The 26,436-nt window shown below is 44.3% G+C and carries 17 protein-coding genes; 8 read left to right on the forward strand and 9 right to left on the reverse strand.

Annotated elements, in window-relative coordinates; all coding sequences use genetic code 11:
• Positions 1–216: 216 nt before the first annotated feature.
• On the reverse strand, positions 217–1,488 hold the full coding sequence (locus tag QUA10_RS22335; protein ID WP_333084787.1) for an FAD-dependent hydroxylase: 1,272 nt from the start codon (positions 1,486–1,488) through the stop codon (positions 217–219).
• Positions 1,489–1,577: 89 nt separating this feature from the next.
• Here QUA10_RS22335 and QUA10_RS22340 point away from each other — a divergent pair, with 89 nt between their 5' ends.
• A complete protein-coding gene (locus tag QUA10_RS22340) occupies positions 1,578–1,700 on the forward strand; it encodes a hypothetical protein (protein ID WP_333084786.1) in 123 nt (40 codons plus the stop codon).
• Positions 1,701–1,947: 247 nt separating this feature from the next.
• Here the strand turns inward: QUA10_RS22340 and QUA10_RS22345 are convergent, their stop codons facing one another.
• The 3 genes from QUA10_RS22345 to QUA10_RS22355 form a co-directional block, all read right to left on the reverse strand.
• Positions 1,948–5,454 (reverse strand): PAS domain S-box protein, encoded by a 3,507-nt coding sequence (locus QUA10_RS22345; RefSeq protein WP_333086372.1) that lies wholly within the window; start codon positions 5,452–5,454, stop codon positions 1,948–1,950.
• A gap of 531 nt (positions 5,455–5,985) precedes the next feature.
• Complete coding sequence (locus tag QUA10_RS22350) at positions 5,986–7,116, reverse strand: serine/threonine-protein kinase (RefSeq protein ID WP_333084784.1); 1,131 nt, start codon at positions 7,114–7,116, stop codon at positions 5,986–5,988.
• A gap of 495 nt (positions 7,117–7,611) precedes the next feature.
• On the reverse strand, positions 7,612–8,280 hold the full coding sequence (locus QUA10_RS22355) for a glycosyl hydrolase 108 family protein (RefSeq protein ID WP_333084781.1): 669 nt from the start codon (positions 8,278–8,280) through the stop codon (positions 7,612–7,614).
• A gap of 99 nt (positions 8,281–8,379) precedes the next feature.
• Between QUA10_RS22355 and QUA10_RS22360 the strand changes: the two genes are divergently transcribed.
• The 5 genes from QUA10_RS22360 to QUA10_RS22380 all read left to right on the forward strand — a co-directional run bounded on the left by QUA10_RS22360 (position 8,380) and on the right by QUA10_RS22380 (position 13,810).
• The gene (locus QUA10_RS22360; protein WP_333084779.1) at positions 8,380–10,560 is read left to right on the forward strand and encodes a tetratricopeptide repeat protein; all 2,181 of its coding nucleotides are present in this window, start codon (positions 8,380–8,382) and stop codon (positions 10,558–10,560) included.
• Positions 10,561–10,605: 45 nt separating this feature from the next.
• The gene (locus tag QUA10_RS22365) at positions 10,606–11,202 is read left to right on the forward strand and encodes a tRNA isopentenyl-2-thiomethyl-A-37 hydroxylase MiaE (protein WP_333084778.1); all 597 of its coding nucleotides are present in this window, start codon (positions 10,606–10,608) and stop codon (positions 11,200–11,202) included.
• 88 nt (positions 11,203–11,290) lie between these two features.
• Positions 11,291–11,788: a GNAT family N-acetyltransferase gene (locus QUA10_RS22370; protein WP_333084776.1), complete on the forward strand. Its 498-nt coding sequence runs from the start codon at positions 11,291–11,293 to the stop codon at positions 11,786–11,788.
• Between the two features lie 14 nt (positions 11,789–11,802).
• On the forward strand, positions 11,803–12,345 hold the full coding sequence (locus QUA10_RS22375; RefSeq protein ID WP_333084774.1) for an MAPEG family protein: 543 nt from the start codon (positions 11,803–11,805) through the stop codon (positions 12,343–12,345).
• A gap of 76 nt (positions 12,346–12,421) precedes the next feature.
• Positions 12,422–13,810, forward strand: a complete 1,389-nt coding sequence (locus tag QUA10_RS22380; RefSeq protein WP_333084773.1) for a cytochrome P450 — start codon at positions 12,422–12,424, stop codon at positions 13,808–13,810.
• A gap of 56 nt (positions 13,811–13,866) precedes the next feature.
• On the opposite strand, the gene QUA10_RS22385 is transcribed toward QUA10_RS22380, so the two are convergent.
• From QUA10_RS22385 to QUA10_RS22395, 3 genes are all read right to left on the reverse strand, one after another.
• Positions 13,867–17,709 carry a PAS domain S-box protein gene (locus QUA10_RS22385; RefSeq protein ID WP_333084772.1) on the reverse strand — a complete coding sequence of 1,281 codons (3,843 nt, stop codon included), beginning with the start codon at positions 17,707–17,709 and terminating at the stop codon, positions 13,867–13,869.
• A 491-nt stretch (positions 17,710–18,200) separates the two neighbouring features.
• A complete protein-coding gene (locus tag QUA10_RS22390) occupies positions 18,201–19,592 on the reverse strand; it encodes a malic enzyme-like NAD(P)-binding protein (protein WP_333084771.1) in 1,392 nt (463 codons plus the stop codon).
• A gap of 860 nt (positions 19,593–20,452) precedes the next feature.
• Positions 20,453–20,848: a hypothetical protein gene (locus tag QUA10_RS22395; protein WP_333084770.1), complete on the reverse strand. Its 396-nt coding sequence runs from the start codon at positions 20,846–20,848 to the stop codon at positions 20,453–20,455.
• A 349-nt stretch (positions 20,849–21,197) separates the two neighbouring features.
• Here QUA10_RS22395 and argS point away from each other — a divergent pair, with 349 nt between their 5' ends.
• On the forward strand, positions 21,198–22,955 hold the full coding sequence (argS, locus tag QUA10_RS22400; RefSeq protein WP_333084769.1) for an arginine--tRNA ligase: 1,758 nt from the start codon (positions 21,198–21,200) through the stop codon (positions 22,953–22,955).
• A gap of 204 nt (positions 22,956–23,159) precedes the next feature.
• On the opposite strand, the gene QUA10_RS22405 is transcribed toward argS, so the two are convergent.
• Positions 23,160–24,182: a hypothetical protein gene (locus QUA10_RS22405; RefSeq protein ID WP_333084768.1), complete on the reverse strand. Its 1,023-nt coding sequence runs from the start codon at positions 24,180–24,182 to the stop codon at positions 23,160–23,162.
• 90 nt (positions 24,183–24,272) lie between these two features.
• On the opposite strand from QUA10_RS22405, the gene QUA10_RS22410 reads away from it, so the two are divergent.
• Complete coding sequence (locus tag QUA10_RS22410; RefSeq protein ID WP_333084766.1) at positions 24,273–25,538, forward strand: hypothetical protein; 1,266 nt, start codon at positions 24,273–24,275, stop codon at positions 25,536–25,538.
• Between the two features lie 46 nt (positions 25,539–25,584).
• Here QUA10_RS22410 and QUA10_RS22415 read toward each other — a convergent pair whose 3' ends face one another.
• The gene (locus QUA10_RS22415) at positions 25,585–26,436 is read right to left on the reverse strand and encodes a YheC/YheD family protein (protein ID WP_333084765.1); all 852 of its coding nucleotides are present in this window, start codon (positions 26,434–26,436) and stop codon (positions 25,585–25,587) included.

A 26,436-nucleotide genomic window follows, 5' to 3' on the forward strand; every position in this document is an offset into this window, starting at 1 on the left:
AGCTGGAGAAAACTGCGGAGTCTTTTGGGTTTGAGCTAGTTGCTAAAACTCCGCAGTTAGATTGAGTTTCTTAGGAGGACTAAAGAGTTTTTCATTTTTATCTCAGCTTTTCAGTCGGTTTCAACCGACTTTCGCTATTAGCCAGGGGTTGAAACCCCTGGCGGTTGTGGCAACACCGCTAGAGTGCAATCAACATAGGAAAAAACCCGGTTTTTTCTAATTTTTCGCTAATTCCGGCGGCCGCCCCATCAAGCCTGTCATCAGCCGCAAAGCTAAAAACCTCACTGGGGGAATTGTTCGCAAACACCACAATCCAAAGCGGCGAAATGCTACAATTGGCAGCCAAGTATTGGAAAATAATCTGTCTAGAAAATCGGTAAATCCTAACACGATTAAATTCTCTTTTTTGCGCCAGTTGTGATACCGTTTCAATACTCGCAAGTCGCCGAGGTCTTCGCCTTTTTGGTGCGCTTGCTGCAAGATTTGGGCGATCGCCCCAGCGTCTCGAATGCCCATATTCAATCCCTGGCCGCCCACGGGATGGCAGCAGTGGGCGGCGTCGCCAATTAGTGCTAATCTGGGCAAAACGTAGCGATCGCTCTGCATTAACTGCACCGGAAACAAAAAGCGATCGCTCTCCAATTCCAAACACCCTAAAAGCCCGCCCGTGCGCTGTTCCAACAAAGTCAAAAACTCTGTTTCATCCATTTGTTGCAAAGCTTTTGCTTCCGCGTGCGGTGCTGTCCAAACTACTTGACAGCGGTTCCCAGGTAATGGTAACACTCCCATCGGGCCGCTCGGCCAAAAGCGCTCAAAAGCGATATCGTTGTGCGGTTTTTCTGCTTTAATAGTGATAGCAACGCAGGATTGCCAGTATTTCCAGCCGCGAGTGCTGATGTTGGCTTCGGTGCGGATGCGCGATCGCGAACCGTCGGCGGCGACTAATAATTTAGTGCGAATTGTCCGAGTTTCGCCGTGTTGTTTGATTTTAATTTCGGCGCAATTAGTTAAATATTTTACTTCGACTACTTCCGCCGGACAAACCCAACTGAAATTAGGGTTTTTTGCCAAAGATTCTTGCAAAGCTGACAGCATGACTCGGTGCTCGCCAACGTAACCTAAAGCTGTTTTTGGTACGGGCAATTTGCCAGTATTTCCCAAATCCGGGCGGTGGAATTCGACGACACCGGGATAGTCGCCGTCGCAGAGGCTAATTTGCTCGAAGGTGGTGATTTGCGGCAAGATTTGTTGCCACACACCGATACCTTCTAAGATCATTCCTGATAGCAGGGTGATTGCATAGGCTTGTTTTTTGGCTGCTGCCACTGCGGGGAGTTGGGTTTCAATTATTGCTATTTTTAATGCTGAATCTTTTAAGGCGCTGGCTAAGGTGGCCCCGACTATGCCACCTCCGACGATGGCTATGTCAAAGTCGAGTGTCGGTGTTTCCGTGGAGGCTGTTGTTGGAGAAAGTTGGTTTACAGGCATTTTCAAGGGAATTTGTCAAAGTTAATTGGATTGTTACTTTGTTATTGTAAAGAATTATTTCGATTTAGGGCGATCTTGAGGCAGAGATTATGTCATATCAATTCCGGCTGCGCCGGAATGATATCAAATCCCATCGCACATTTCTCTCAAATTCGATCGCCCATCAACCCAAAAATCCCATCGGCCATCAACCCAAAAACCCCGGCGGTTGAAACCGCGAAGTTTACGGGCACACAGACAAAACCCGCCTCCGCGGGTTGAAGAGTTGATCGCGCATTTATCTCAAATTCGATATTTCTTCGTCCGCGGAGGCGGACATCGTTTGTGTAGACGCGGTTTCCAACCGCCGGGTTATATCAAATCCGCTAGCTTCGGAACGATATAATTGTAGGGAAACGGCACTGCCGTTTCCTGATTTCGGGTAATATTAATTCCGATGCCACCGATCGCAACTAACAATTAACTACCAACTGCGGCTAATTGATTATTTCCTGTGAATAGAGGCGATACTTCCTGGCAAATGGGAATCTCGATGACAAACTCTGCACCTTCCCCAGGCGTGGAAATACACTGCAATTTGCCTCGGTGTTTTTCAACTATAATCTGATAGCTGATTGACAGTCCCAAGCCTGTACCTTTGCCGACTGGTTTAGTAGTAAAAAATGGATCGAACAACTTGCCAATAAGTTCTTGATTGATTCCCATCCCGTTGTCGGCAATCCGAATTGTTACTGTTTCTGAGTTCGCACTGGTGCTAATCCGAATTCGGTTGTGGTGAGCATATATTTCTTTGGAAGAATGAGTGCTGTTGTAATCTTCTAGGGCATCGATCGCATTTCCTAAAATATTCATAAATACTTGATTTAGCTGACCTACATAGCACTCAATTTCTGAAAAATTGCCGTATTCTTTGATAATCTCAATAGCGGGACGAAGTACATTAGCTTTAATCCGGTGCTGCAAAATTAGCAAAGTGCTTTCGATTCCTTCGTGAATATCTACTCGCTTCATCTGCGATTCGTCGAGTCTGGAAAAGTTGCGTAAGGATACAACTAAGTCGCGGATGCGATCGGCTCCTACTTTCATTGATTCCAAAATCTTCGTAAAGTCTTCCATTAAGTAATCAACTTCAATATCTTCGGCTGCTTCTACAATTTCCGGGACGGGATTTGGGTATTTTTCCTGGTAAAGCTGGAGCAAACCGAGCAAGTCTGTGGCGTATTGGCTGGCGTGGGTAATGTTGCCGTAGATGAAGTTAATCGGATTGTTAATTTCGTGGGCGACGCCGGCGACTAGCTGCCCGAGAGAAGAGATTTTTTCGGTTTGGATGAGTTGAGTTTGAGCTTGGTGCAACTCTTGGACAGCTTTTTCGAGCTGGGCTGCTTGCGATCGATACTGTCCCTCGGACTGCTTGAGTGCTTCCAAAACTTCCACTCGATCGCTAATGTCGGTGTGAGTTCCCACCCACTCGCGAACGCTGCCGTCGGCGGCCAAAATGGGGACGCCCCGCACCCAGAAGTGTCTGTAGCTGCCGTCTGCTGCCCGCAAGCGGTGCTCGACTTCGTAGAGACTTTTTGTTTCTATGGCCTGCATCCAAGCTTGAATTGTGCGATCGCGGTCTTCTGGGTGCACTGCTTCTATCCAGTTGTCCTTCTCTTTCCAACTCATGCCCGTATAAGCTATCCAATCAGGCTGAGGCTTATCGAAGATTCCGCTAGCGTCTGTCATCCAAACCATCTGTGCGGTTGCCATTGCCAGCGATCGGTATCTTTCCTCGCTCAGACGCACAAATTCTTCGGCTTTGCGACTGGCTGTCACATCGCGCAAAATAGCTGTGAATATGATTTCGCCTGCCACTTCGAGTCTGGAAATAGAAGCTTCGGCGGGAAATTCCGTACCATCTTGGCGGCGGGCGAAAATTTCTTTGCGGTTGCCCATTGTTCGGGCTTGTTTAACGCCGCCGCTGAAATTGCTCACGAGGTGACTGTGAGGAATGCCAAAAGCTTCGGGCAAAAGCAGACTCAGGGATTGCCCGATCGCCTCAGCAGCCGTCCACCCGAAAATCTTTTCTGCACCTTGGTTGAACAAGATAATTTTTTGCTCAGCATCCACGGAAATAATCGCGTCGTCGGCAATTTCTACAATGCCGGCGAAACGAGCTTGAGACAGTTGCAGGGCTTTTTCAGCGTGTTTGCGATCACTGATGTCGCGGGCGATCGTCGAAATGTATGTGAGTTTGTCGTCCGGTGAGGAGTGGGAGATGATGACTTGGCTGACGGGAATTTCGAGTCCCGATGCTGACACGAAGGCTGTTTCTCCGCTCCAAAAGCCTTCGGAAACAGCGGTGGCGATCGCTTGTTTCAAAGTGCTGTAGTCTGACGCTGCCGTGAATTCTAGAACTTGTCGCTTGGATATATCTTCGTTTTCGCCTATACCCACCATTTTTCTGCCGGCTTTGTTAATGTAAATGGCGCGTCCTTCGATGTTGTAAGTACCTACAAAATCGGGGGTTGCTTCCAGAATTGCTGCCAGACTTCTGTTGGCGATTTCGGCTTTTTTGCTTTCAGTAATATCCCGTGCGATGGTAACTATACCGCTAATATTTCCTAGTCCGTCCCGGTAAGCACTTTTTGTAGAAAGAAATGTCCGCAAATTTCCTTTAACTGGCAGCTCTTCTTCGATGGCTTCCGTTGTTCCCGCTGCCATAATTGGGCGATCAGTTTTTCTAATATTGCCCGCGATTTCCGGCGGAAATAACTCGCTGTCATCTCTGCCGATAATGTCGTCTACAGACTTGCCAATTATACTGGCTCCCGCAGCATTAAGCATTAAGTAACGACCCTGAATATCTTTGACAAATAGGGCTGCGGGCGTACTGTTGATGACTGCCATCAACAGGTTGTAGTTTTTTTGAAGCGCCTGCTTTGTTGTTTGAGAGTCGAAAATTTGCTGCTGCAATTGCTCGTTGGTGATTTGCAGTTGGATAGTCCGTTTCTCAACTTGATTTTCTAAGTCTAATTTAGCTTTCCTCAGTCCCAGTTCCGCTCGATAGCGCTTCCGGTCTGCGCTGCAGAGAGTTTTGGCATTCTGCCAAATCAGAACTGTAAAAATAATCACGTTCAATACGCTTAAGAGCGATATCCCTACCTCCGGCGTGTAGGCTTGTAACCGATCTCCCAATAGGATGAAATAACCGACTAAAGGCGGGATAATGATTGCCCGTGGCAACAAGCGCCTCGCCATGATGCCGCCCGCGCGATCGCTCGTCATTACTGCTATCAATCCTCGCTCTGGACTGGCAAATAAAATGCCAAAGCTCAGCAACATACATGCTGCAGAGGTGTGCAAAGCCATCCCTGTATTATTGCCAATTTGGTAAAATAAAGCTTTGTCGTAGAAATAGCCTATCAAGCCCGTAAATGCAATTAACAATGCTGAACAGCTTAAGATTTGAATTCGCAGGTATTTAGGCCGACGTTCTGACAGCAGCAGCAGCGCTGTTCCCAGGAATAAAAAAGCAGCAGCAGTATTCGGCGCCATGCGTCCGGGTGTTCCGGTAATTGTCAATGTGAAACTTTCTTTAAATAGCAGTTGGTCGATGCCTAAGTCTAAATTAAAGCTATATTGAACTAGGGTTAATATGCTAATTAATATAATTAAAAATGAGGATACTAAAATTAAATTTTTGTAATTTTTTTGAGGCTTTCTTGCTGTTAATTTGGCGCGCCGGATCTGTTGGATGAATAGAGAAAACCCGCCCAAAATAAAGCAGACCGCAGTATTGGCTTTCATCGTCACGAGTCCGGGCAGAATGCTTTTTAAGAGTTGCAGATCGAATATCCAACCCAAAATGACTGTACAGCCGATCACCATTACTGCAATACTCGCTTTTTTGGGAAAAGACTCGACAGCAGCCATTCGGGTTGAGGGCCTTTGCAGTTGTTGTGCTCGTTCAAAAACTTCCAATTTCTCGATCCCTCTAATTATTTGGTTTCTACGTATCTAAGGTAACAATAAACACTCTAGCGATAGTGTTGCCTACTATACAAAGCTGCTTAAGATTTTCTCAAAGCTGCTAATCATAAAATATGAATTATTTTATCTAACTTTAGAGAGATCGTCAAATGAAGGTTTAAGGCTCTTATGTAGAAGGCATTCGGCAGAATTGACTAATTTTTTTATGTGTAAATTTTAATAAAAAATTCCTTGTTCCTTGTTCGTTGTCCCTTCGATTTCGGAAATTGGCGGCTGATTCATCGGCAAGACGGAGTGTTTTTACTCAGTACATGGAGGGCTAATGGTAGCGGATGAATCACTGTGCAACAAGATCACTCGCATTGTAAACCGGCTGCTGTGCCTGGGGGAAATGTGGCACAACAGATAAGACTCGGCGGTTGAAACCGCTACTACAAAAACAAAGTCCCAGCAGAGAGGGACTAAAGAGGGGATATTAAAGAAAGTCGGAGTTGGTAACTGACAACTGACAACTGACAACAGTCAACTAACTCCCAAGTTTTGAAGTGCTTCCAAAGCTTCGGTTGCTGAGGGGTAACGCTGGGGGAAAGCGTACAGCACCATCTGGTCTAAAACGCTCGCCAACTCCGGGGTGACAGTTGCATTTTTCTGCCAGATGAGATTCCCTAAATTATCAACTCTGAGTTGTTTCGGGCGCATTCCTGTCAAGGCTTGAATCCCCATAAGCCCGACAGCATAGATGTCGCTGCACAATTTCGGGGAACCGATGGCTTGTTCCGGGGGAATATAATCTTGCTGAGTACCGCCACGCGATTTCGTTTGACCGATGCTGTTTTGTGAAGTGTTGATTTCTTTAACTGCCCCAAAGTCAATTAATACCATTTTGTTATCAGATGTGCGCCTGATTAAGTTTTGAGGGTGAACGTCGCGGTGAATTACATCTTGTTTGTGAACAAAAACAAGCACTTCCAAGATATCTTTCAACAAAGCGATAACCTGATGCTCTTCCCAGGGTTGACCTTCGATTAGTTCTTGATACAAGGGTTGCCCTTCGATGAATTGATAGACTAAATAAAAATATCCATCTTCTTCAAAACGAGCTAACAATTCTGGTATCCGATCGTGTTGGCCCAATCGATATAAAACCCGCGTTTCTCGATCGAATAACTGGCTGGTTCTCTCAGACTGGCTTTTCAGGCGCTTGACGAGGCACAAAGGTCGATCGGGCAAATTTTCATCTTCAGCCAGATAGGTATCGCTGTACTCGGTGTTCACCAAATGTTCTCTAATTCGGTAACGCATCCGCAGCAGCTTTTGCAACATGGGATCGACAGAATTAGCTGGTTGTGTGCCTTTTTGTACAGCTCTCATGATGCAGTCCCAAAGATTTGCTCCGACTACTCTTTCTTCTTGTCCAATAATTTCTGCTTGCTTCAGTATCTTGGTGAGGTCTTTCCACAAGTTGTAGCCGACATACCGCCCCAGGTAGCCCACTGTGTACCCGCGGGCGATCGGATCGTTTTGCTGAATTTCTTGGTACGTAAAACCCCCTACAACGCCTCGAATTATCGACTGTTGCAACCGACTCAGGTGTTTTTCCGTTTGTTCGTATACCAGATTGTCCAAAAAAATTATTGCTTCTTCTACCGTCATAGTTTCATGGCTTAAGTTAGTTGTGCAGCAGCAACACATTTGGTTTTTATATTTCTGTTATAGACGGTTGGGTTAAAATTTACTAGGTTTTTTGATTGGTGAAATATATCTTGATAAATATGACTTTTATGAATCAAGATTGTGAATTATATGAAATTCATTTACTTGACAAATGGTTGATGTGTTAAGTGGAATAGACTGATTTTTCTCAGAGAGGAGCTTAGAGATATAGCAATCCTCGCATCATTTGTGAATTTCTTACGGACTCCCAGCGGGTTCGGGGAGGGTTGGGGTGGAGTAAAAAATTTACGACTCCTGCAAGAATTGCTATATAAGGGTTATTTAAGCCGACATGATAAGCTGTGGTGCATTGAGATGGGAATTATCGGGCGGGCGCTCCTGCCCACCCGACAATAGTTTAAAGAAACAAGATAGTAAAAATTAGATTCGCGCCTGCTTATTAAGAATTAACAGTTAACAGTTAACTGTTAACTGTTAATTCTTAATCTTGTTCACATAGCCCCACAAACTGTAATCGCGACTTAGCCAACCCCGGAAAAAAGCCATCTGAGTCGGATCTTCTTGCACCCTTTTGTAGCGGTAAATAATTCGTTCATTAATCATTTGCAGCGCGGTATTTCTGTTATTTGCCCCTTTCAGCGCTTCCTTGGTGCGCGGGTCAAAAACTCCCGTTTGCGGCAATCCTAATGCTTGCTGAAGAAAGGTAATTGAGTTATTAATACCGAAATTAACGGCGGTGTCAAACATGACGATCGCCAAAGCCGGCTGCATCGTGCCCGAGAGGCTCGAATCCCAGTAATATTTATAAATTTCTAGGAGCTCTGCTTCCGACATCTGCGTCACATCAAGGGGCGGAAGCCCACGACTGTAGCGGTAGGCGTTGTATTCCGTTTGCAAGACGCCCCGATAAGTTCTGCCGCCCTTATCGGCAGGGTGATTGCTGAATCCGCCCTCAAAATATAGGGTGAAATAAAGTGCAGTTTGAAATAATTTCTGCCGAAAGCTGGCTGTCTGCTGCTGCTGTGCGAAAGTCTTTTGGGCAAAGGGTAAGGGGATTGCTAAGGTTAACAAGAGTATCCCCAGCAGAAGGTTTGGTTTCCACTTGATGTTATGTTGGCGCTGTGTCGCTTGCTTGTCGCTCATAAATTCTCTGTGACGATCGCCCGTAATTCCGCTAAAACTGCTACTCTGCAAAATAATATAGATTCAACCTTTAACTTGATAGCACAGATAGGCCGCAAAATGAATTCCGATTTTCGCAACCAATCCGAAACACCCCAATTTGAAGATGCTGCATCCCTGACAGTTGTTGCAGAAACCTATTACTCTCAAGGCAATTTAGCAGCAGCCGTCGCAGCTTGTCGCCGAGCTCTGGAATTGCAACCGGATTGGGCGGCGGCTTACGTGACAATGGGCAATGTGCAGCAAGCAAGCGGCCAAATTGAGGAAGCGATGCGGTTTTATTCCGAGGCGATCGCTCTGAATCCGGATTTTGCTGAGGCTTATGCTAATTTGGGCAGTATGCTCTACAAACAAGGGCATTTGGTGGAGGCGGTTGTCAATTACGAAAAGGCGATCGAACTTAAACCGAATTTGGCTGCTGCTTACTGGAATTTGGCAGGGGCACTGAAGCAGCAGGGGCAGCAGGATGCAGCGGTAGCATACGAGCAAAAAGCTCTCGAACTCAATCCCCACCTTGCTCAGGTTGATTTTCACTTAAATTTAGGAGATAAATTAGCGCGGCAAGGGAAGTTAGATGAGGCGGTGGCTGCATGGCAGCAGGCGATCGCATTCAAACCCGATTTAGCCGAAGCATACTGTCAAATTGGCCGAGTTTTGCGCCACCAGGGTCAATTTAAAGACGCAATACCCAACCTTCAAAAAGCTCTACAAATTAAACCCGATTTTATTGGGGCTCACCAACATTTGTGCGACATCCTCAGAGATACTAGCGATTTAGCTGCCGCGCGGCAAGCCGTACACCACTACAGCCAAATGTGTGCAGAAACCGATCCAATTATGACCGCGATTTACTTCATCAGCACCTATCAAGTGTCGGGATTAAATCAAATTGCTGGCGATCGATTTTTAGAGCTAGAGTCGTACTTAGAGCAAAACTTAGAAACCGCTAGCCCGGTGGAAATTAAATCGCTTTATGCAAACTTGTTATTCAGCACGCCCTATTTGCGAGATGACTTGGCGGCAAACTCAAAACTTTACAGATTAATTGCCAAAAAGTATATCGACCAATGTATTAAACCTAATTTTTCTCAACCCGCAAATTACAGCTTCAAACCAACGGTTCCATCCAGCAAGTTAAAAATCGGCTTTTTGTCCAATCACTTTAGCCGCCATCCTGTAGGTTGGTGCAGCGCGGACATCATTCACGAATTGTCCGACATCACACCCAATGTGTATTTGTACGCTTCGGAAAAAATTATTCCTGACGCTCTCACTAAGCAATTTGAAACTTGGGGAAAACTCACTTTTCCGACCACCTACCCGAACGGACTTGCCAATTCCGCAGAAATTATCGACCAAATTCAGCAAGATGAATTGGACGTTTTAGTTGATTTAGATTCTCTCAGCGTACCAGTTCACGCTGACATTCTCTACCAAAAACCCGCACCAGTTTGTGTTTCTTGGCTGGGATTTGACGCCCCTTACATATCGCCGGAAAATTACTTTCTTACAGACTGGCACTCGCACCCTGCAGACAGGGAAAAATATTATGACGAGCAGCTAATTAGGATGCCTGATTCCTTTGTCGCGGTGTCCGGTTTTCAGAGATATGGAGTCGATCCCGTTGCATTGAGAAGATCGCATCGGATCGGTTTGGATCAGATAGTTTACCTGTGCGTCGCTCCCGGAAGAAAATTCAATAGCGAGTTGGTAAAAGCACAAATTGCGATTCTCAAAGAAGTGCCGAACAGTATCTTAATTCACAAAGCTTTAGGCGATGCTGCCGTGTTTGAGGCTGCATATCACCAAGCTTGCGAAGCTGAGAAAGTGAGCAAGCACCGAATTAAGTTTTTGCCGAGGTTTGCTACTGAGGAAGAACACAGAATTATCTATTTGCTGGCAGATGTTTTGTTAGATTCTTATCCTTACAACGGAGGAACTCAAACTTTAGAGGCTTTGTGGTCTAATTTGCCGTTGGTGACTCGCACAGGAGAGCAATTTTTGTCGAGAATGGGTTATTCGTTTTTGCAGACTTTGGGAATTGAAACAGGCGTGGCTTTGTCTTGGTCGGAATATGTGGAAGTGGGTGTAAAATTGGGCAAAGATCGTGAATTGAGAAATGCAATTAAAGCACAGTTGGTGAAATCTAAAGATCCAGCCAATTTGTCGCCGCTGTGGAATCCGAAAAAGTTTGCTGGTGATATGTATGCGGTGTTTGAAAAATTGTGTAAAATAGGATAAATGCTGGCTAGTGACTGCTGAGTAATGACTAATAACTGATGACTAATGACTTCTACACTGCCAACTATTAAGTTTTTGAAACAGCCGACTTCGGAAGCTTGGGTGCAACAGGCGATCGCCCATTTGGATACAATCTTATTAGACCATTCTCACTGCGAGCGGAAAGCGGCGGGAGTAGCGTTAAATTTAATGTTTCGCTACCCAGCAAGGGAAAAATTGGTGAGGATGCTAACGGCGATCGCCCGCGAAGAATTAGAGCATTTCGAGCAAGTCAACCAGCGGTTAGAAAAGCGCAGCATCGCTTTGCGCCCTTTGGCCGCACCTCCCTACGGTGCAGGTTTGTCCGCCCAAATTCGCAAGCAGGAACCGGAGAGACTTTTGGATTCTTTGTTAGTTTCTGGTTTGATAGAAGCGCGCAGTCACGAACGGTTGGGACTGCTGGGAGATCGCTGTCCCGACGCGGAATTAGCTAAGTTTTACCGCAGTTTGATGGCTTCGGAAGCTCGCCATTACGGGGTATATTGGATTTTGGCAACAACTTATTTCGATCGGGATATTGTGATGCAGAGGTTGGAGGAATTATCATTAGTAGAGAGCGAGTTGCTGACAAGTCTTCATCCCGAACCGAGAATTCACAGTTAAAAGCTAGGTGCATTTAAAAACTGTAAAAAAAAATTAGTAAGTTTACAGTTGCTAAAGTCAACAAATAAATATTAAGTTGCAATCACCCATGAAAACCCAACATCTGGATTTTTTAATTCGTTCCTGGGAAACGCGCGATCGCGCTGAGGCGTTCTATTTAATTAGGGATGTTTTAGCAGAGTACGGTTTAAAATGCGAACCTCACGGGGCAGATCGAGATGTCTATGATGTAGAACTACATTATCATAATCAAGGCGGCGAATTTTGGGTAGTTGAACGGCAGGATAAAATAGTGGGTACAGCGGCTTACTATCCGATTGAGCGCGGAAATAATGCTGTGGAAATTCGCAAAATGTATATTTTGCCCGCAGCAAGGAGACAGGGTTTGGGGAAATTTTTACTGCAAGAATTGGAAAGTAAAATTATCGCTCGCGGCTTTGAGGAAATCTGGATTGAAACTGCTAGTATTCTCAAGGAAGCTGTTAAAATGTACGAAAATAGCGGATATCTAGCGACAACGGGTGTGGAGACGCCAAGGTGCGATCGGGTTTACGTAAAGTCTCTAGGTAGAAAAAACCTACAATAAGGTTTGTGTAAACAATGATTAATTTACTCAGTTTCAATCCACAACAGCAAATAGTTGTTCGGCGTGGCCTTTCTGCCTTAATCTTCTGCCTTACTTTTGTACTGATTAGTTATTTTGTGATAGCGCTGCCCCTACCGCCCTTCCATAGCGCAGAGTCGCGCCTAATTTTCAGCCTTCGCTGCCAAATCTTTCCGTTACTGATGTTATTTGCCGGCATAGTTGCAGTTGGTAATGGTAGATTTAGCAGCCCAGCCATCAACCCTTTAGCAAATGCCGAATCAGAAGCAATGCGGATTAATTTACGTTATCTGAGCAACACTATAGAGCAATTTGTGCTGTTTTTTGTAGGCAGTTTAATCCTTTCTACCTTTTTAGATACTTACAGCATCAAGCTGATTCCAATTTTGGCAACTTTGTTTGTTTTGGGAAGAATAGCGTTTTCGATAGGCTATCTCAAAGAGCCGATAGAACGAGCTTTTGGCCTGGGAGTTACTCTGTATCCTACTATTGCCGTACTAATTTATGATGCCTACCGCGTACTATTTTTCAATAGCTGAGGGATTTGAGATTTTTTTGAAATAAGACTTATGCTTTGATTAGTCCTGTGAAAACCTAAAATTAGGAGAAAAACAAATGACTATCCTCACCAACAACTCTCCATATCAAAATGATGATATCAACAAAGTTTTAGATGGTCCTAAAGATAATAGATTTGTTCAGACAGTGCGGGGAATTTTAAATCCTCTGTATTATTTAGAACGAAACTATAAAAGCTACGGTGACATTTTTACCAGCAAATTCAGCAATTTTCCGCCCCAGGTAATTATTAGCAATCCTCAAGCTATTCAAGAAATTTTTACAGCGGATTCCAAACTTTTTGAATCCGGTACGGGAAACCAGATAGCGCTACCTTTAGTAGGCTCGAATTCGTTATTGTTGTTAGATGGCGATCGACATTTGCAGCAGCGCAAACTTTTAATGCCACCTTTTCACGGTGAACGCATGAAAGCTTACGGACAAATCATCTGCAATACCACCGAAAAAGTAATTAATAATTGGACTCCGGGTAACTCGGTTATCGCGCAATCAACTATGCAGGAGATTTCCTTGGAAGTGATTTTGCACGCGGTGTTTGGGCTGAGCGAAGGAGAACGCTACCAGCAAATTCAGCAACTTCTTGTTAAGATGTTAAATTTTTTTAGCAATCCTTTGAGTGCGACATTTTTGTTTGTGAAGTCGTTGCAACAAGATTTAGGTGCTTGGAGTCCTTGGGGAGGATTTGTGCGACAAAGACAGCGTTTAGATGAACTGCTTTATCAAGAAATTCGCGAACGCAAAACTCAGTCGGAACCATTAGGCGAAGACATCCTGAGCTTGTTAATTTCAGCTCGTGACGAAGCGGGACAGCCGATGAGCGACGTTGAATTGCGGGATGAATTAATGACAATGTTATTCGTGGGACACGAAACTACAGCCACAGCTTTAGCCTGGGCTTTGTATTGGATTCACTACCTCCCAGAAGTCCGCGAGAAACTGCTGCAAGAACTCAATTCTATTGATTTGAAAAATTCCGATCCGGCGGAAATAACTAAACTCCCGTATTTGAATGCTGTCTGTTGCGAAACGCTGCGGATTTATCCGATCGTATTTTTTGCATTTCCGCGCATTCTGCAAGCTCCGATGCAGTTAATGGGTTATAATCTTCCCAAAGGAATGATAGTTTCTTCCTGTATTTATTTGGTTCATCACCGTCCTGATATTTACCCGGAACCAAATTGTTTTAAACCAAAACGTTTTCTCGAACGTCAATTTTCGCCTTACGAATATTTGCCGTTTGGGGGAGGAAACCGCCGCTGTATTGGGGCGGCATTTGCCATGTTTGAAATGAAGTTAGTATTGGCGAAAGTGCTGTCACGATACTCTTTAGAACTTACAGAAAATAGTCCCGTGGTGCCAGTACGTCGCGGTTTGACAATGGCACCCGCTGGTGGTGTGCATCTGACGGTAAAGAATCGGATTTGAATCATATCAAATCCGATCGCTCGCTCGGATTTGATATGATACCGATACAACGGGTTTTAATTTAATTTTTGCTGCAGAGGAATCTCGATCACAAATTCGGAACCTTCTCCCAATACAGAATTGCAAGAAAGCTTGCCGCCGTGTTTTTCTACTATAATAGAGTGCGAAATCGCCAATCCTAAGCCAGTACCTTTGCCAATGGGTTTAGTAGTGAAAAACGGGTCAAACAAGCGCTTTTGCACATCTTCGCTCATGCCGGGGCCACTGTCAGCTATCCATATGGCAACGCTGTTATTGTCGGTTACTTGGGTGCGAATCGTAATTGCGAGATTTTTGGCGGTGCGATTGGATTCCTTCATCTCCATTTCCAATGCGTCTAGCGCATTGCTCAACAAATTCATAAATACTTGATTTAACTGACCGGGATAACATTCAACTAAAGGCAAATTACCGTATTCTTTAATCACATTAATTGTCTGGTGATCGGCTTTATGTTTCAGGCGGTTTTGCAAAATTAGCAGCGTGCTTTCAATACCTTCGTGAATGTCAACTTGTTTTTTTTCGGCTTCGTCAAGTCTTGAAAAAGTTCGCAGGCTCAAAACTATGTCGCGGATGCGATCGGCTCCGACTTTCATAGATGCTAAAATTTTTGGTAAATCTTCAATGAGATAATCAATTTCAAAGTCATCCCTTGCATCTACAATTCTTGCGCTAGGCTGCGGGTATTCCTTCTGGTAAAGTTGCAGCATTTTTAGCAAGTTTTGAGTGTATTCGCTGGTGTAGCTGAGATTCCCGTAGATAAAATTAACTGGGTTGTTAATTTCGTGGGCGACACCTGCTACTAACTGTCCCAAACTTGACATTTTTTCACTTTGAATTAATTGAGTTTGGGTACGTTTTAGTTCGCGCAAAGTTTCTTCTAGCTGTTGAGTTTGAGCTTGAGCTAGTCGGGCCGCTTTGCGGGTTTGGGTGTACAGTTCAGCGTGGTCGATCGCGATCGCAATTTGAGCGACCACCGCTTGCATCAGTTCGACTTCCGAGTCGCTCCAATTTCGCATGGACACAGCCTCATAGCAGGTAATTGCCCCAATCTCGCCTGAAGCAGTTTGAACTGGCAGCGACAGCACTGAGTTAATTTTTAAGGCCTGGAAATTTTCGCGCACTTCTAAATCTTCAAAAGTGCTGACATCATCAATTCGCAGGATGTGTCGCTGCAAAATCTGTGGCAGGGCGACACTAGATTGATCTTCTATAGAATAAGTACCGAGCAAACTCGGCAAAGCTGCATTCTTCGCTTCGCAAACTATTTCCCAAACCGGAGGATTGCGGTTTAGGCGATACCAAGTGAACAGGCACCAATCTATGTGCATCAAATTGCGAATTTTTTGAACTGCGGTTTCTAAAATTGTGTCTAAATCTAAAGATGTGCGAATCTGGTTGGCAATTTGATTGAGCAGTTGTTGTCGTCTTGCTTGCTGTCTGAGGGCTTGTTCCGATCGCACTAATGTTTCTTCTGCAAGTTTGCGATCTGTTAAATCTTGGATCACTCCTTGGATAATTTTTTCATTTCCCACCTCGATGACTGTCAGCACGACTTCTGCGGGAAAATCAGTACCGTCTAAGCGCTGATGAACCCAATCAAAACGGTGCTTTCCCCGCTCAAAAGCGATCGCTATCATGTCGTCAGCCATGCTCAAAGAATCTTTGCCGTTGGGTTGGAAAGGAGGCGAGAGTGTGCCAGGGTTTTGGCAGTACAACTGTTGCGGGGTAGTACAGCCGAATAGTTTTAGGGTGGCTGTGTTAGCATCGGTGATGGCATTGTCACATAGCATAAAAACAGGCAAACTTGTTAATTCGTAGAGGGATCGAAATTTGGCTTCCGACTGCTGCAATGCGGCTTCTGTTTGCTTGCGATCGGTAATATCAGCAACCATTGCCAAAGCGCCCACATAGCGTCCCTGTTTGTCGGCCAAGGAATTAGTAGAAACCATCGCCCACAAGTCCCTGCCGTCTCGGCGACGGAACTTAAAATCGAGCTGTTCGCGAATTCCTTCACGGCGGCGGTCGAGACTGATTTGTGCGATCGCCATGCCTTCTGCATCCATGAAAGCAAATAGCGACTCCCCGATCATTTCCTCTGGGCTGCAGCAGAGCAGATCGGCCATTTTTTTGTTGACAAAAGTAGTTTTACCCTCCGCATCTATGATCCAAATTCCTTCGTCCGCTGTCTCGACAATGCACCTGTATTTTTCCTCGCTTTCCCTGAGCGCTTCTTCTGCTAATTGGCGAGCAGTAATGTTTTGAGTCATTAGCAATCCGCCGATGATTTCTTGCCGTTCGTTTCTGACTGGCAAAGCATAACCGAGGTAAACGCGATCGCTGTAAAAAAATTCTGTAACAACTGTTTCTCCTGCCAGTGCCGCCCGATAAGTTGGCTCGATCTGAGCGCAAACATCTGGCTCGAATACTTCCCAGATTGTCTTGCCTTCCATCAACTCTTTGGAAAGCCCCACTGCTGCTAATTCTGTACCTTCTACCAGCGTGTAGCGCAGTTCTGGATCGAACAACATCACCGCGCCGTTCGGAAAGTTGCTTGCCATAGTGCGGTAAAGCTGTTCGCTTTTTTGCAGCGCAGCTTCTGCTTGTTTGCGATCGCTAATGTCAATTATGACTGCACCGATGCCGAACGCCTCGCCATCTTTGTCTAGCAGGGGAAAATAAGAGCCTGTCAAATGTCGGACAAACCCCGGCTTTCTGGGATTGTCACCACTCATCTCGATGTTAATTAGGGGTTGTTTCGTCCTCAAAATTTGTTCGTACAAAGGCTCTATTAATGGAGCGATATTTGGCAATATTTCGCGTACAGTCTTGCCAATGTGTTCTGCTGGACTCAGGCTATTTATTTCTGCTATAAATTGATTAATTTGCACGTACCGCAGTTGGGAGTCCAAAATGCAAATTCCCGCCGGAGCCTCCTTCAAAAAGGCATCAAATAGTGCTTGTCTCTGTGCTAATTCTTGTTCTAAAGCTTTGCAAACGCTGAGATCAGTTAAAGAACCCATCATCCCCACAACTTCTCCCGTTTTGTCTTTCAATAGCGAGAGCATCAGGTGCGAAGAAAAATTTTCTCCTGATTTACGGCGCGTGATAACTTCTATTTCATGCTCGCCTTTTTCTTGTAGCGGTTTGATAACTTTCTCTAACAAAAAATCGTGCTGTTCTGGCGGGTAAATTAAAGAAACGTGCTGTCCGATAGCCTCAGTTTCTTCATAGCCGTATAACTTTTGGCAGGCTTGATTCCAAATGGCGATCGAGCCGTCCATATCTGTATAAATCACCGCTTCGTGAATTTGGTCGATAATTTGACTTTGGAGACGTAATTTTTCTTGAGTTTGTTCCAGTTCGGAGATTTTTTCTTCTAGTAGTTTCTGAGTTTTTTCTAGTTCGGCAGTCTGCTTTGCCAGCAATTTTTCCAGATGTGAATTGCTGTGCGGCGGCCCTGATTCCAGCGGAGCGCTATTTTGATCCCGATTATTAAAGATTTCTTCAACACTTAGCCAAATCGCGCACTGTCCCTCTGTTTCAATTGCCCGCTCAGAAACTCGCACGGGTACGAGATGCTGGTTTTTATGTTTGTATGCTGCTTCGCACAGGTGCGTGTGGCTATTTTTTACTTGACATTCTAGATATGTTTCTGGGGGCGCGCACTGTGTTTGCTGAATTTCCCAGTAGTTGAGGTGGAGAGTTTCTGCAACTGTGTGGCCGATAATACTTGCAAAAGCTGGATTTACGTCGAGAAAAGTCCCGTCCGTCCGGCACAATGCTAGCCCGATAGGGCTGAGTTCTAACAATTGGCGGCGGGAGCGATTGCGCTTGGCTTTTCCTAACTGGCTTTGCATCTGACCTAGCTGGACTTGGTTTATTTAATTATATCTTTTTATCTTGTTGATTGCTGTGAGTTTTCTCGTTAATTAAAAAAGAGGCAAGAAGGAAGTTCGGCAACGATCCCTGTACGGGATTTAACAAATGTAACGGATGGATGCTGAGGTTGGAGGGAAGAAGGAAGAGGTTGGAGGTTGGAGGTTCGAGGGCAGTTTGGCAACGATCCCTGTACGGGATTTAACGGATGGATGTTGAGGAAAAAGACAGGATGGGGAAACAAAAATGAGTAATAATCAACGGGGAGGAGGAAAGAGGGAATGAGAAGAAACCAGAAAAATCACAAAAGAAGAAGTATAAAACTGGTACAAAGACCATTAATTTATACATGGTATCTTCCCTCCAACCTTCTTCCTTCTTCCTTCTTCCGACGGACATCGGACGGACATCGGACTGACATCCGTTACATCCGTTACATCCGTTACAGAATCCGTTGCCGAACTTCCTTCAATTAATCGCGGGCAATACCTTCGGATCGGGCGGCCAATTGTACTGCACCGGCGACAGCAATGGCAACTCTTTCGTCAAAAACAGATGGTATAATGTGTTCTTTGTCAAGCTGAGAAGGGCTGACTAAAGAGGCGATCGCATAAGCGGCTTCCAAATACATACTGGTCGTAATCGTGGCAGCTTTGCAGTCCAAAGCACCTCGAAATATCCCCGGAAATGCCAAAACATTGTTAATTTGATTCGGGTAGTCGCTGCGTCCGGTTGCTATGATCGCCGCATCTTCCATAATTAATTCTGGCTGAATTTCAGGAATGGGATTTGCCATTGCAAAAACAATGGGATTTTCGGCCATCGAACGCACCATTGAGCGGGTGAGCACGCCGGGGGCGCTGACGCCTAAAAATACATCGGCACCGGCGATCGCATCTTCCAAAGTACCGCTCGAAGGTACAGCAAATTCTAATTTTTCTGGGTTCATATCCGTGCGATCTTCGGAGAGAACGCCTTTGGAGTCGCACATGATGATGTTTTGGGCACCTGCTTTACGCAGCAATCGGGCGATCGCAACTCCGGCCGCACCGGCTCCGTTAATCACGATACACACTTCTGCGATCGTTTTTTTGACAATTTTTAAGGCATTAATTAATGCTGCCAAACTAACAATCGCAGTGCCGTGCTGGTCGTCATGAAAAATGGGAATATCTAAGGTTTCCCGCAATCTTGCTTCGATTTCAAAGCAGCGGGGAGAAGAAATATCTTCGAGGTTAACGCCGCCAAAAACCGGGGCGATATTCTGCACTGTGCGAATAATTTCCTCGGTATCTTGGGTGTTCAAACAGATAGGAAAGGCGTCAATACCTGCAAATTCTTTAAATAGCATGGCTTTGCCTTCCATGACTGGCAGTGCGGCGGCAGGGCCGAGGTTTCCCAGTCCCAAAACTGCGCTACCGTCGGTAACAATGGCAACAGTATTTTGTTTGATTGTGAGGTTATAAACTTGTTGCGGGTCATTGGCGATCGCCGTACAGATGCGGCCAACTCCAGGGGTGTATGCCATTGCCAAATCTGACTGGCGTTTGAGGGAAATTTTGCTAACTACGCTGATTTTGCCGCCACGGTGCAAGTTGAAAGTGCGATCGTACACGTCGATCACTTTGATATCTGGCAGTCCTTTCACTGCTTGCACTATTTCTTCATTGTGTTCGAGGCTGGAGGCATCGACGGTGATATCACGAATGGTAGTGGCACGGGTTTGCTCGATCAAGTCGATTTGACCGAAGTTGCCGCCGACAGATGCGATCGCGCTGGTGACTCTTGCCAGCATTCCCGGCTGGTTCGGCAGAGCAACCCGAATTGTTAAACTAAAGCTGGGGTTTGGTGTCAGTTTGACCATGATGTGTTGATTTCAGATTTGAGAATTTCAATCTTAGATTTTATCGCCAATCTTAGGCATAAAATTTAATAATTCAAATTTTCAACTGAAATTTTTAACAAATTCTATGAGCCTGTGGTACGATCGCTCTGCACTGCCAGGGGTGTCGCTGGAAAACTGATCTTTTTTTGAGTAAAGCTTTGCTCTGTTTCTAGCTTGTGACCAGGAATTTTAAAGGTGGTACCCGCCACGTGATTTATCCGTGGAATCAATCCAAAATCTAAAATCTAAAATCCTCAAGCCCCCGCATTTATCCGTGGGGTAAATCTAAAATCTAAAATCTAAAATCTAAAATCGATTGACTCTCCCACAAACAGCCTATTTTCTGTCAATTTCCCAGCGGCGAACCGCGAATATTAAGCGCGGGCGTAGAAACCGGGTTTCTGAGGTCAACCGGCGCAACTCTTATCTATTTTTGAGAATATTTCTGCTTATTCTGAACATCAGCAGATATTTCGCAAAAATCTATTTTCCAGCGATACCGCCTAATTCCTGCTGCTGTCTTTTGAAGCGAGACACCCAGGAGAGTTGATGCGGCTTTTTGGTGGTCTTTATTGGGAATGTAAAAAGTAGATGCACGGCTGTTTGAGCCGGCAGGTAAAAATCTAAGCGACTGACAAGCGGGCCTTTGATATATATTTTGTCTGCTTGTTTAACACTTGCCAAGGATTGCGAGTACAACCTTGCCAACGATCGAATTACCTACACGCTTTGCCCGATAATTCCAGGGATTGTAACTAACAGACAATCTACCCCGCGCCGGTACAGGCACACACAGGTTGAGCCGAACCTTGTTGAGTTGCTGGTTGCTAACTGTCAAGTTATCGATCGGCCGCAGCATCGGCCCATATAATTGTAAAGAATTTGCAAGCCAGACAATCTGGGGGAACTTTTTCTAAGTCTTGCAGATCAACCGGTTGCTCTGCTTCGCTGCCGGGGGGAACTATGCACAGGGCAACTTGTCCGACTCCAGCCATGAGTTCGGCAACTCGCTCCAAAATACTGTCCATTTTTTTCATTAGTTGCTCTGCTGCATCCAGACTCGGCGCGATGATGAAAAAGGTTTTGACTCCATCGGGACAAGGGGCGAAGCCGAGGGTAGACTCTCGTAATAGTGCTTGGGTGGAGAGACTGAAACCGTCGTAGAAGCGATCGATTACTGCTTGATAAAAGGCTTGGGTCAGAGAGCGATCGCCAAAAATAGGTTGAGATAACATAACTACTTCCTTTCGTAGGATTTTTGGGAGCATTGAAAAAATTTTAACATACCTTAATGTAAGCGATTTAACAAAATTATCTAGCGATCGAGATCATTGACTAGATGTGATAATTTTTAATTTGTGTAGCGATCACAACTGTGATAAAATGTACTCTGTGCTATTACGGCCAATGATTTTGATCGCATCAGCAGCTCAAAGCTAAGTACAAAATTTCCTAGTAGGTGAGGAGAGGGGGAGAGGGCCAGAGGGAGATGGGCCGATGAAAATTACGTAAGTAGTCAGAGTATTATTGGCAAAAAGTGCTGAATCTAGAGTTTAAAATAAACATCCAATCAAAATATTAAAGATGAACTCGATCGCCCAACAGTTAAAAGCAAAATTTGAAAAAGCATTCACCGCTGCATTCGGCGAAAGTTATGCAGGTGCAGATCCGATGCTAGCCGCCGCCAGCAATCCCAACTTTGGGGACTTCCAGTGCAACGCGGCGATGAGTTTGGGGAAAAAGTTAGGAAAGCCCCCACGGGCGATCGCCTCGACAATTATCGAAAACCTAGATATTACTGACATCTGCGAAACCCCAGAAATCGCCGGGCCCGGTTTTATCAATTTGAAGCTCAAACCGGCTTATTTGGAAGCGCAAATTAGTGCGATCGCCGGCGACTCGCGTTTGGGGATTGAACCGGCGAAAACGCCTCAGAAAATCGCGATCGACTTTTCTAGTCCGAATATAGCCAAGGAAATGCACGTCGGACACTTGCGATCGACAATCATCGGAGATGCGATCGCCCGCATCCTCGAATTTCAAGGCCACGACGTACTCAGAATCAACCACATCGGCGACTGGGGTACCCAATTCGGAATGCTGATCGCATACTTGCGCGAAGTTCACCCCGAAGCCCTCACAACCGCTGACGCCTTAGACTTAGGCGATTTAGTCGCATTTTACCGCCAAGCAAAACAGCGCTTTGACGCAGACGAAACCTTCAAAGAAACCGCCCGCCAAGAAGTAGTAAAACTGCAAGCAGGCGCCGAAGACACCCGCCACGCTTGGAAATTGCTGTGCGATCAATCCCGCCGCGAATTCCAAGTAATATACGATTTGCTCGATATCAAATTAACCGAACGCGGCGAATCGTTTTACAATCCATTATTGCCCGCAGTAGTCGAAGATTTAACCAATCTAGGTTTGCTAGTAGAAAGTGACGGGGCGAAATGCGTTTTTGTAGAAGGTTTTACCAACAAAGAAGGCGAACCACTGCCGCTAATCGTCCAAAAAACCGACGGCGGCTACAACTACGCGACAACAGATTTAGCCGCAGTGCGCTACCGCATCCAAAAGGACAATGCAAAGCGCTTAATTTACGTCACCGATTCGGGACAAGCAAACCATTTTGCCCAAGTATTTGCAGTTGCGAGAAAAGCAGGTTGGATTCCCGAAGATGTCGAAATTGTCCACATTCCCTTTGGTTTGGTATTGGGAGAAGACGGCAAAAAACTCAAAACTCGTTCTGGGGAAACAGTGCGGTTGCAGGATTTGTTAGATGAGGCGATCGTCCGCACCCGCCAAGATTTAGAAGAGAGATTAAAAATAGAGGAAAGACAGGAAACTGAGGAATTTATTGCTAACGTATCTCGAACAATTGGTTTGAGTGCCGTTAAGTATGCCGATTTAAGTCAAAATCGCGCCAGCAACTATGTATTTAGTTACGACAAGATGCTAGCATTGCAAGGAAATACCGCTCCATATATGCTGTATGCTTACGTGCGCGTGCAGGGAATTCGCCGCAAAGGTGAGATTAATTTTGATAATTTAGATGCTGGTGCGAAAGTGATTTTGCAGTCTGATGCCGAGTTGGTATTGGCAAAGCATTTATTGCAGTTGAATGAAGTTGTAAATGCTGTGGGCGGCGATTTGTTGCCGAATCGAATTTGTCAGTATTTGTTTGAATTGAGTCAAAAGTTCAATCAATTTTTTGAGCAATGTCCGGTTTTGAAAGCTGAGGAACCGTTGCGGACTTCGCGGTTGATTTTGTGCGATTTGACGGCGAGGACTTTGAAGTTGGGTTTGGAGTTATTGGGGATTAAAGTCTTGGAGAGGATGTGATATAAAGTTTGTAGCTGTAGGGTGCGTGAGAGCAATCAATATTTGAATCTAGATGATGAGACTGTTTGCACTCACTCACCTCCGCAAGATTTTCCTCTACTTCTAACAGTTGTGTTGTAATTTTTTAGATGGAATTGTGACTAAGTTTATTTGAGCGTGTGAAGAAGTGCGATCGTTCTAGTAACATGACAGCAGCTTAAGGTATTATGGGCAACGATTTAGAATTACTTTAATACCTTTTTCCAGTTTCTTAATTTCTGCCCGTTGGGCATCAATCCAGGCTCTTTCACTCTCACGTTCTGCGGGTGTCTCTTGCTGATATCGCTCTTGCTTTTCCAGAAAATTATTGTAAAACATCATGGCTTCAACCAAAGCTTGACTTCCTAGTTTTAATCTGTCATCAAAGATTGAATTGATGAAATTATTGATCGCGGTTGAAACCTGCTTTTCAAAATTTACAACCTGTTCCCAAAAAAGATCACCTAAACGCTGTTTGGTTAAATTATCCAGAGCCGGACTAAGTGCATATCTCAGTGATTCGGTATTCTCAGGCAAGTAAAATGTCGGCTGCTCAAACTTATTTGCTATCTGACTAAAAGTTAAATTCATCTGATGATTCCACACAGCTTTTGTCTGGTTATCTAAAAGTTTAGCACACTTCGTAATCACTTTTAAGTTGATCGTACTAATGTCTTGATAAACCCTACCCAGGCTCTTCGTAATAATTTGATCTATTTCCCTACAAACAAGATTAACAACGAGGCGAATATCTTTAATAAAATCATCCTTTTCTTTCCAGCCAATTCCTTTTTTTTGTTTCTTTGCTGCATCAATAAACCACTTCTGTCTCACGCGGGCATCAAATATTTGATGCCAATAATCTTGAGATTCAGCGAGCGCCGAACTTTGACATAGCTGACCGAGTTCATTAATTCTGAAATGGCAGCCACTCAGTTCCCCAAGCTGTTGCCATATTTCCTGTTTTGAAGCTAGGGTAATCCCAAGTTTGCAAGTCCAAACGTGTTCAGCGTGATCTATATCGTTCCGGCATCCTTGCACAACTTTCTTAAGTCTGGTAGCTGATTCCCTCAATTCGTCAAAGCCAGGCTGGACTGACTTAATCATGGTTGTGGCAGATTCCTTAATCTCTAAGGATTTATAATTATCTGCCGCGACGACTCCCGCTGATTGGGCGATGTTCTGAAATGCTTTCAGGAATTCGTTCATCTAAGTAATTCCACTGTAGACTGACAAAGTTAACCATAATAATATAATATATTATAATATGTAAAAATAATCGCTATTAAGGTAAAAAATATGGTTTTTGTGTTTCCTCCTCACATACAGGCTGGTATCATCTCCGGTACTTATGAAGTCGTGAAGAATAGTGCAGGAGTATTATTGGGAATAGCTAGAGACAGGGCAACAGGTCACTTTGTAGGTGCCGCAATTGGGATGGTTGCCGAGCCGTTGTTAGCTATCCCAGACTTTGTGTTAGGTGTAGCGCAAATGGTTCAAACCGATCTGGGTTTTAAAGAAACTTACAAAAGACTAGATGTGATTCAGTATGGCTTAAACTCTCTCTCGGCTAATGTGGGCATTCTGTCAGCATCTACTGCCGTCATTGGTGTTGGCGTGGTGGCGATAGGGGCACTGTCAGCCGTTAACCTTCATCAGACCTTAAAAATGAGGGAAGATATTAAGGAATTGAAGCTAACAGTTACACACGGCTTTATTAGTATAGAGGCACTGCTGAAAGACCAGAAAGCAGAAGTTATTGCTGAAATTAAACTGTTAGCGGAAAGCATTAATTTTCAGCAACATCGTTTAATCTTAAGTCAAGCTTATCAGAAATTTGATCAAGCACAGAAACTAATTCAAAATGCTTTGTTGATGGAAGATAAACATACCCGAAATTCTACCTTGACAAGCGCACAACACATTTTAGCTAATGCTTTAGCTGACTATAATAATCCTGACTTATTCAATGGCACTTGTGCAGTTGGCTATCTTCGTAGAGTTGAATGTGCTTGGGCAATTGAGCAGACAATTTCATTAACTTATCAATTGCTGAACGAGCCTGCATCTGTAAGTAATTCCCTTTCCCACCTCCAAGAAAGAATACGCCAAGACATTTTCATCGTTATTGAGCGCTGCACAAAAGATGAAATTGATTTTATATTTCCAGAAATCACACGAATTTACAATCAGGATCTAGCAGTTTTAAACTATTGGCAAAATCAGGTAGATTGGATGCTAAGTTTATCGGCTGATGAGCGTAAACAATTGGCTAGTTTAAATATGGAAACGACACCAGTTTCAAATACTAATCAAGAAGTTGCTATAGTGGCAGAACCAGAAGAAATTGCGCTCTACGAAAACTTGCAGCAAAAATCCCACTTTAAATCACTACGCGATCAATTGCGATTTTTGATAAAACCTAGCTTGCGTCAACAACATGAATCTTATATCAGTCAGAAAGCAACTACCTCTGGCTATAAAGCTTTAGCCCCCTCAAATTGGCAAGAAGTCAATGATTTAACTGTTGCTAATCTTTACTGGTATTTTCAAGGAATGGAGTGAAATTCAAAATATGTAAGCTGGGTTAAGGTTCTTGTTACTCAACTCTTCATTTCAAATAAGGCGTTTTGTTAACAACCAAGCTATCCAAGATGCCTTTAAACATTGTTACTACAATTTGGCGATCGTTATCTCTGACAAAAATATCGTAATTGGGACTTGAGTTAATTTCAATTAACCAATATGCTCCGTTTTTATCTACCGCTATGTCAAGCCCAGCATAATTAATCGCAATTTTAGCAAAAACAGGTTTAACAAAATCTTCAATCTCAGACATGAGATTGGGGTTAATTATATGTTCGGCTTTTGCACCTTCCCAGTGCAGCGGGCTTAAATTCCCCGCAAATTTAGCCTGAGATTTATCTTTCTCGTATAGCAAAACTAGCTTTTCTTTGCAGAACACAGCCCGATATTCGTGGGCTATTTCGATATATTCTTGAGCTAGCGCCACATAGTCATAATCTTTGCTGTTGACGTTAAATATAATTTCTAGGGCTGCTTTAATTTGCTCTCTAGTTTTACATAAAAAAACATTGTTGCCACCCGAACCGCGATTTCTTTTGAGAATCACCGGGAAAGCGAAATTTTTGTTTACTTCTAAAACTATTGATTCAATATCTGGGAAACTCAAATACTTTTTATACTTATCCTCGCAGTGAGGCGAGACAAAACCGAGAGTTCTGGGAGTATTTATTTTGCCGTTTAATAGTTGATAAGTATATTCTTTGTCTTTAAAAATCTGTGCAATTGATGCGCTGTTAAATGGCGTCATGTAATTGACAAAATAAAATTCTTCGACGCCCTGTTTGAGTCTAACCAAGTTTTGGGAAGGATGCAGGATTTCGTAAGGGATATTTAATTCCTCACAAGCCGCCAGCAGGATTTGAATATTGGTTAGCAT

The sequence above is a fragment of the Microcoleus sp. Pol8_D6 genome (assembly GCF_036700965.1).
GTDB lineage: Bacteria > Cyanobacteriota > Cyanobacteriia > Cyanobacteriales > Microcoleaceae > Microcoleus.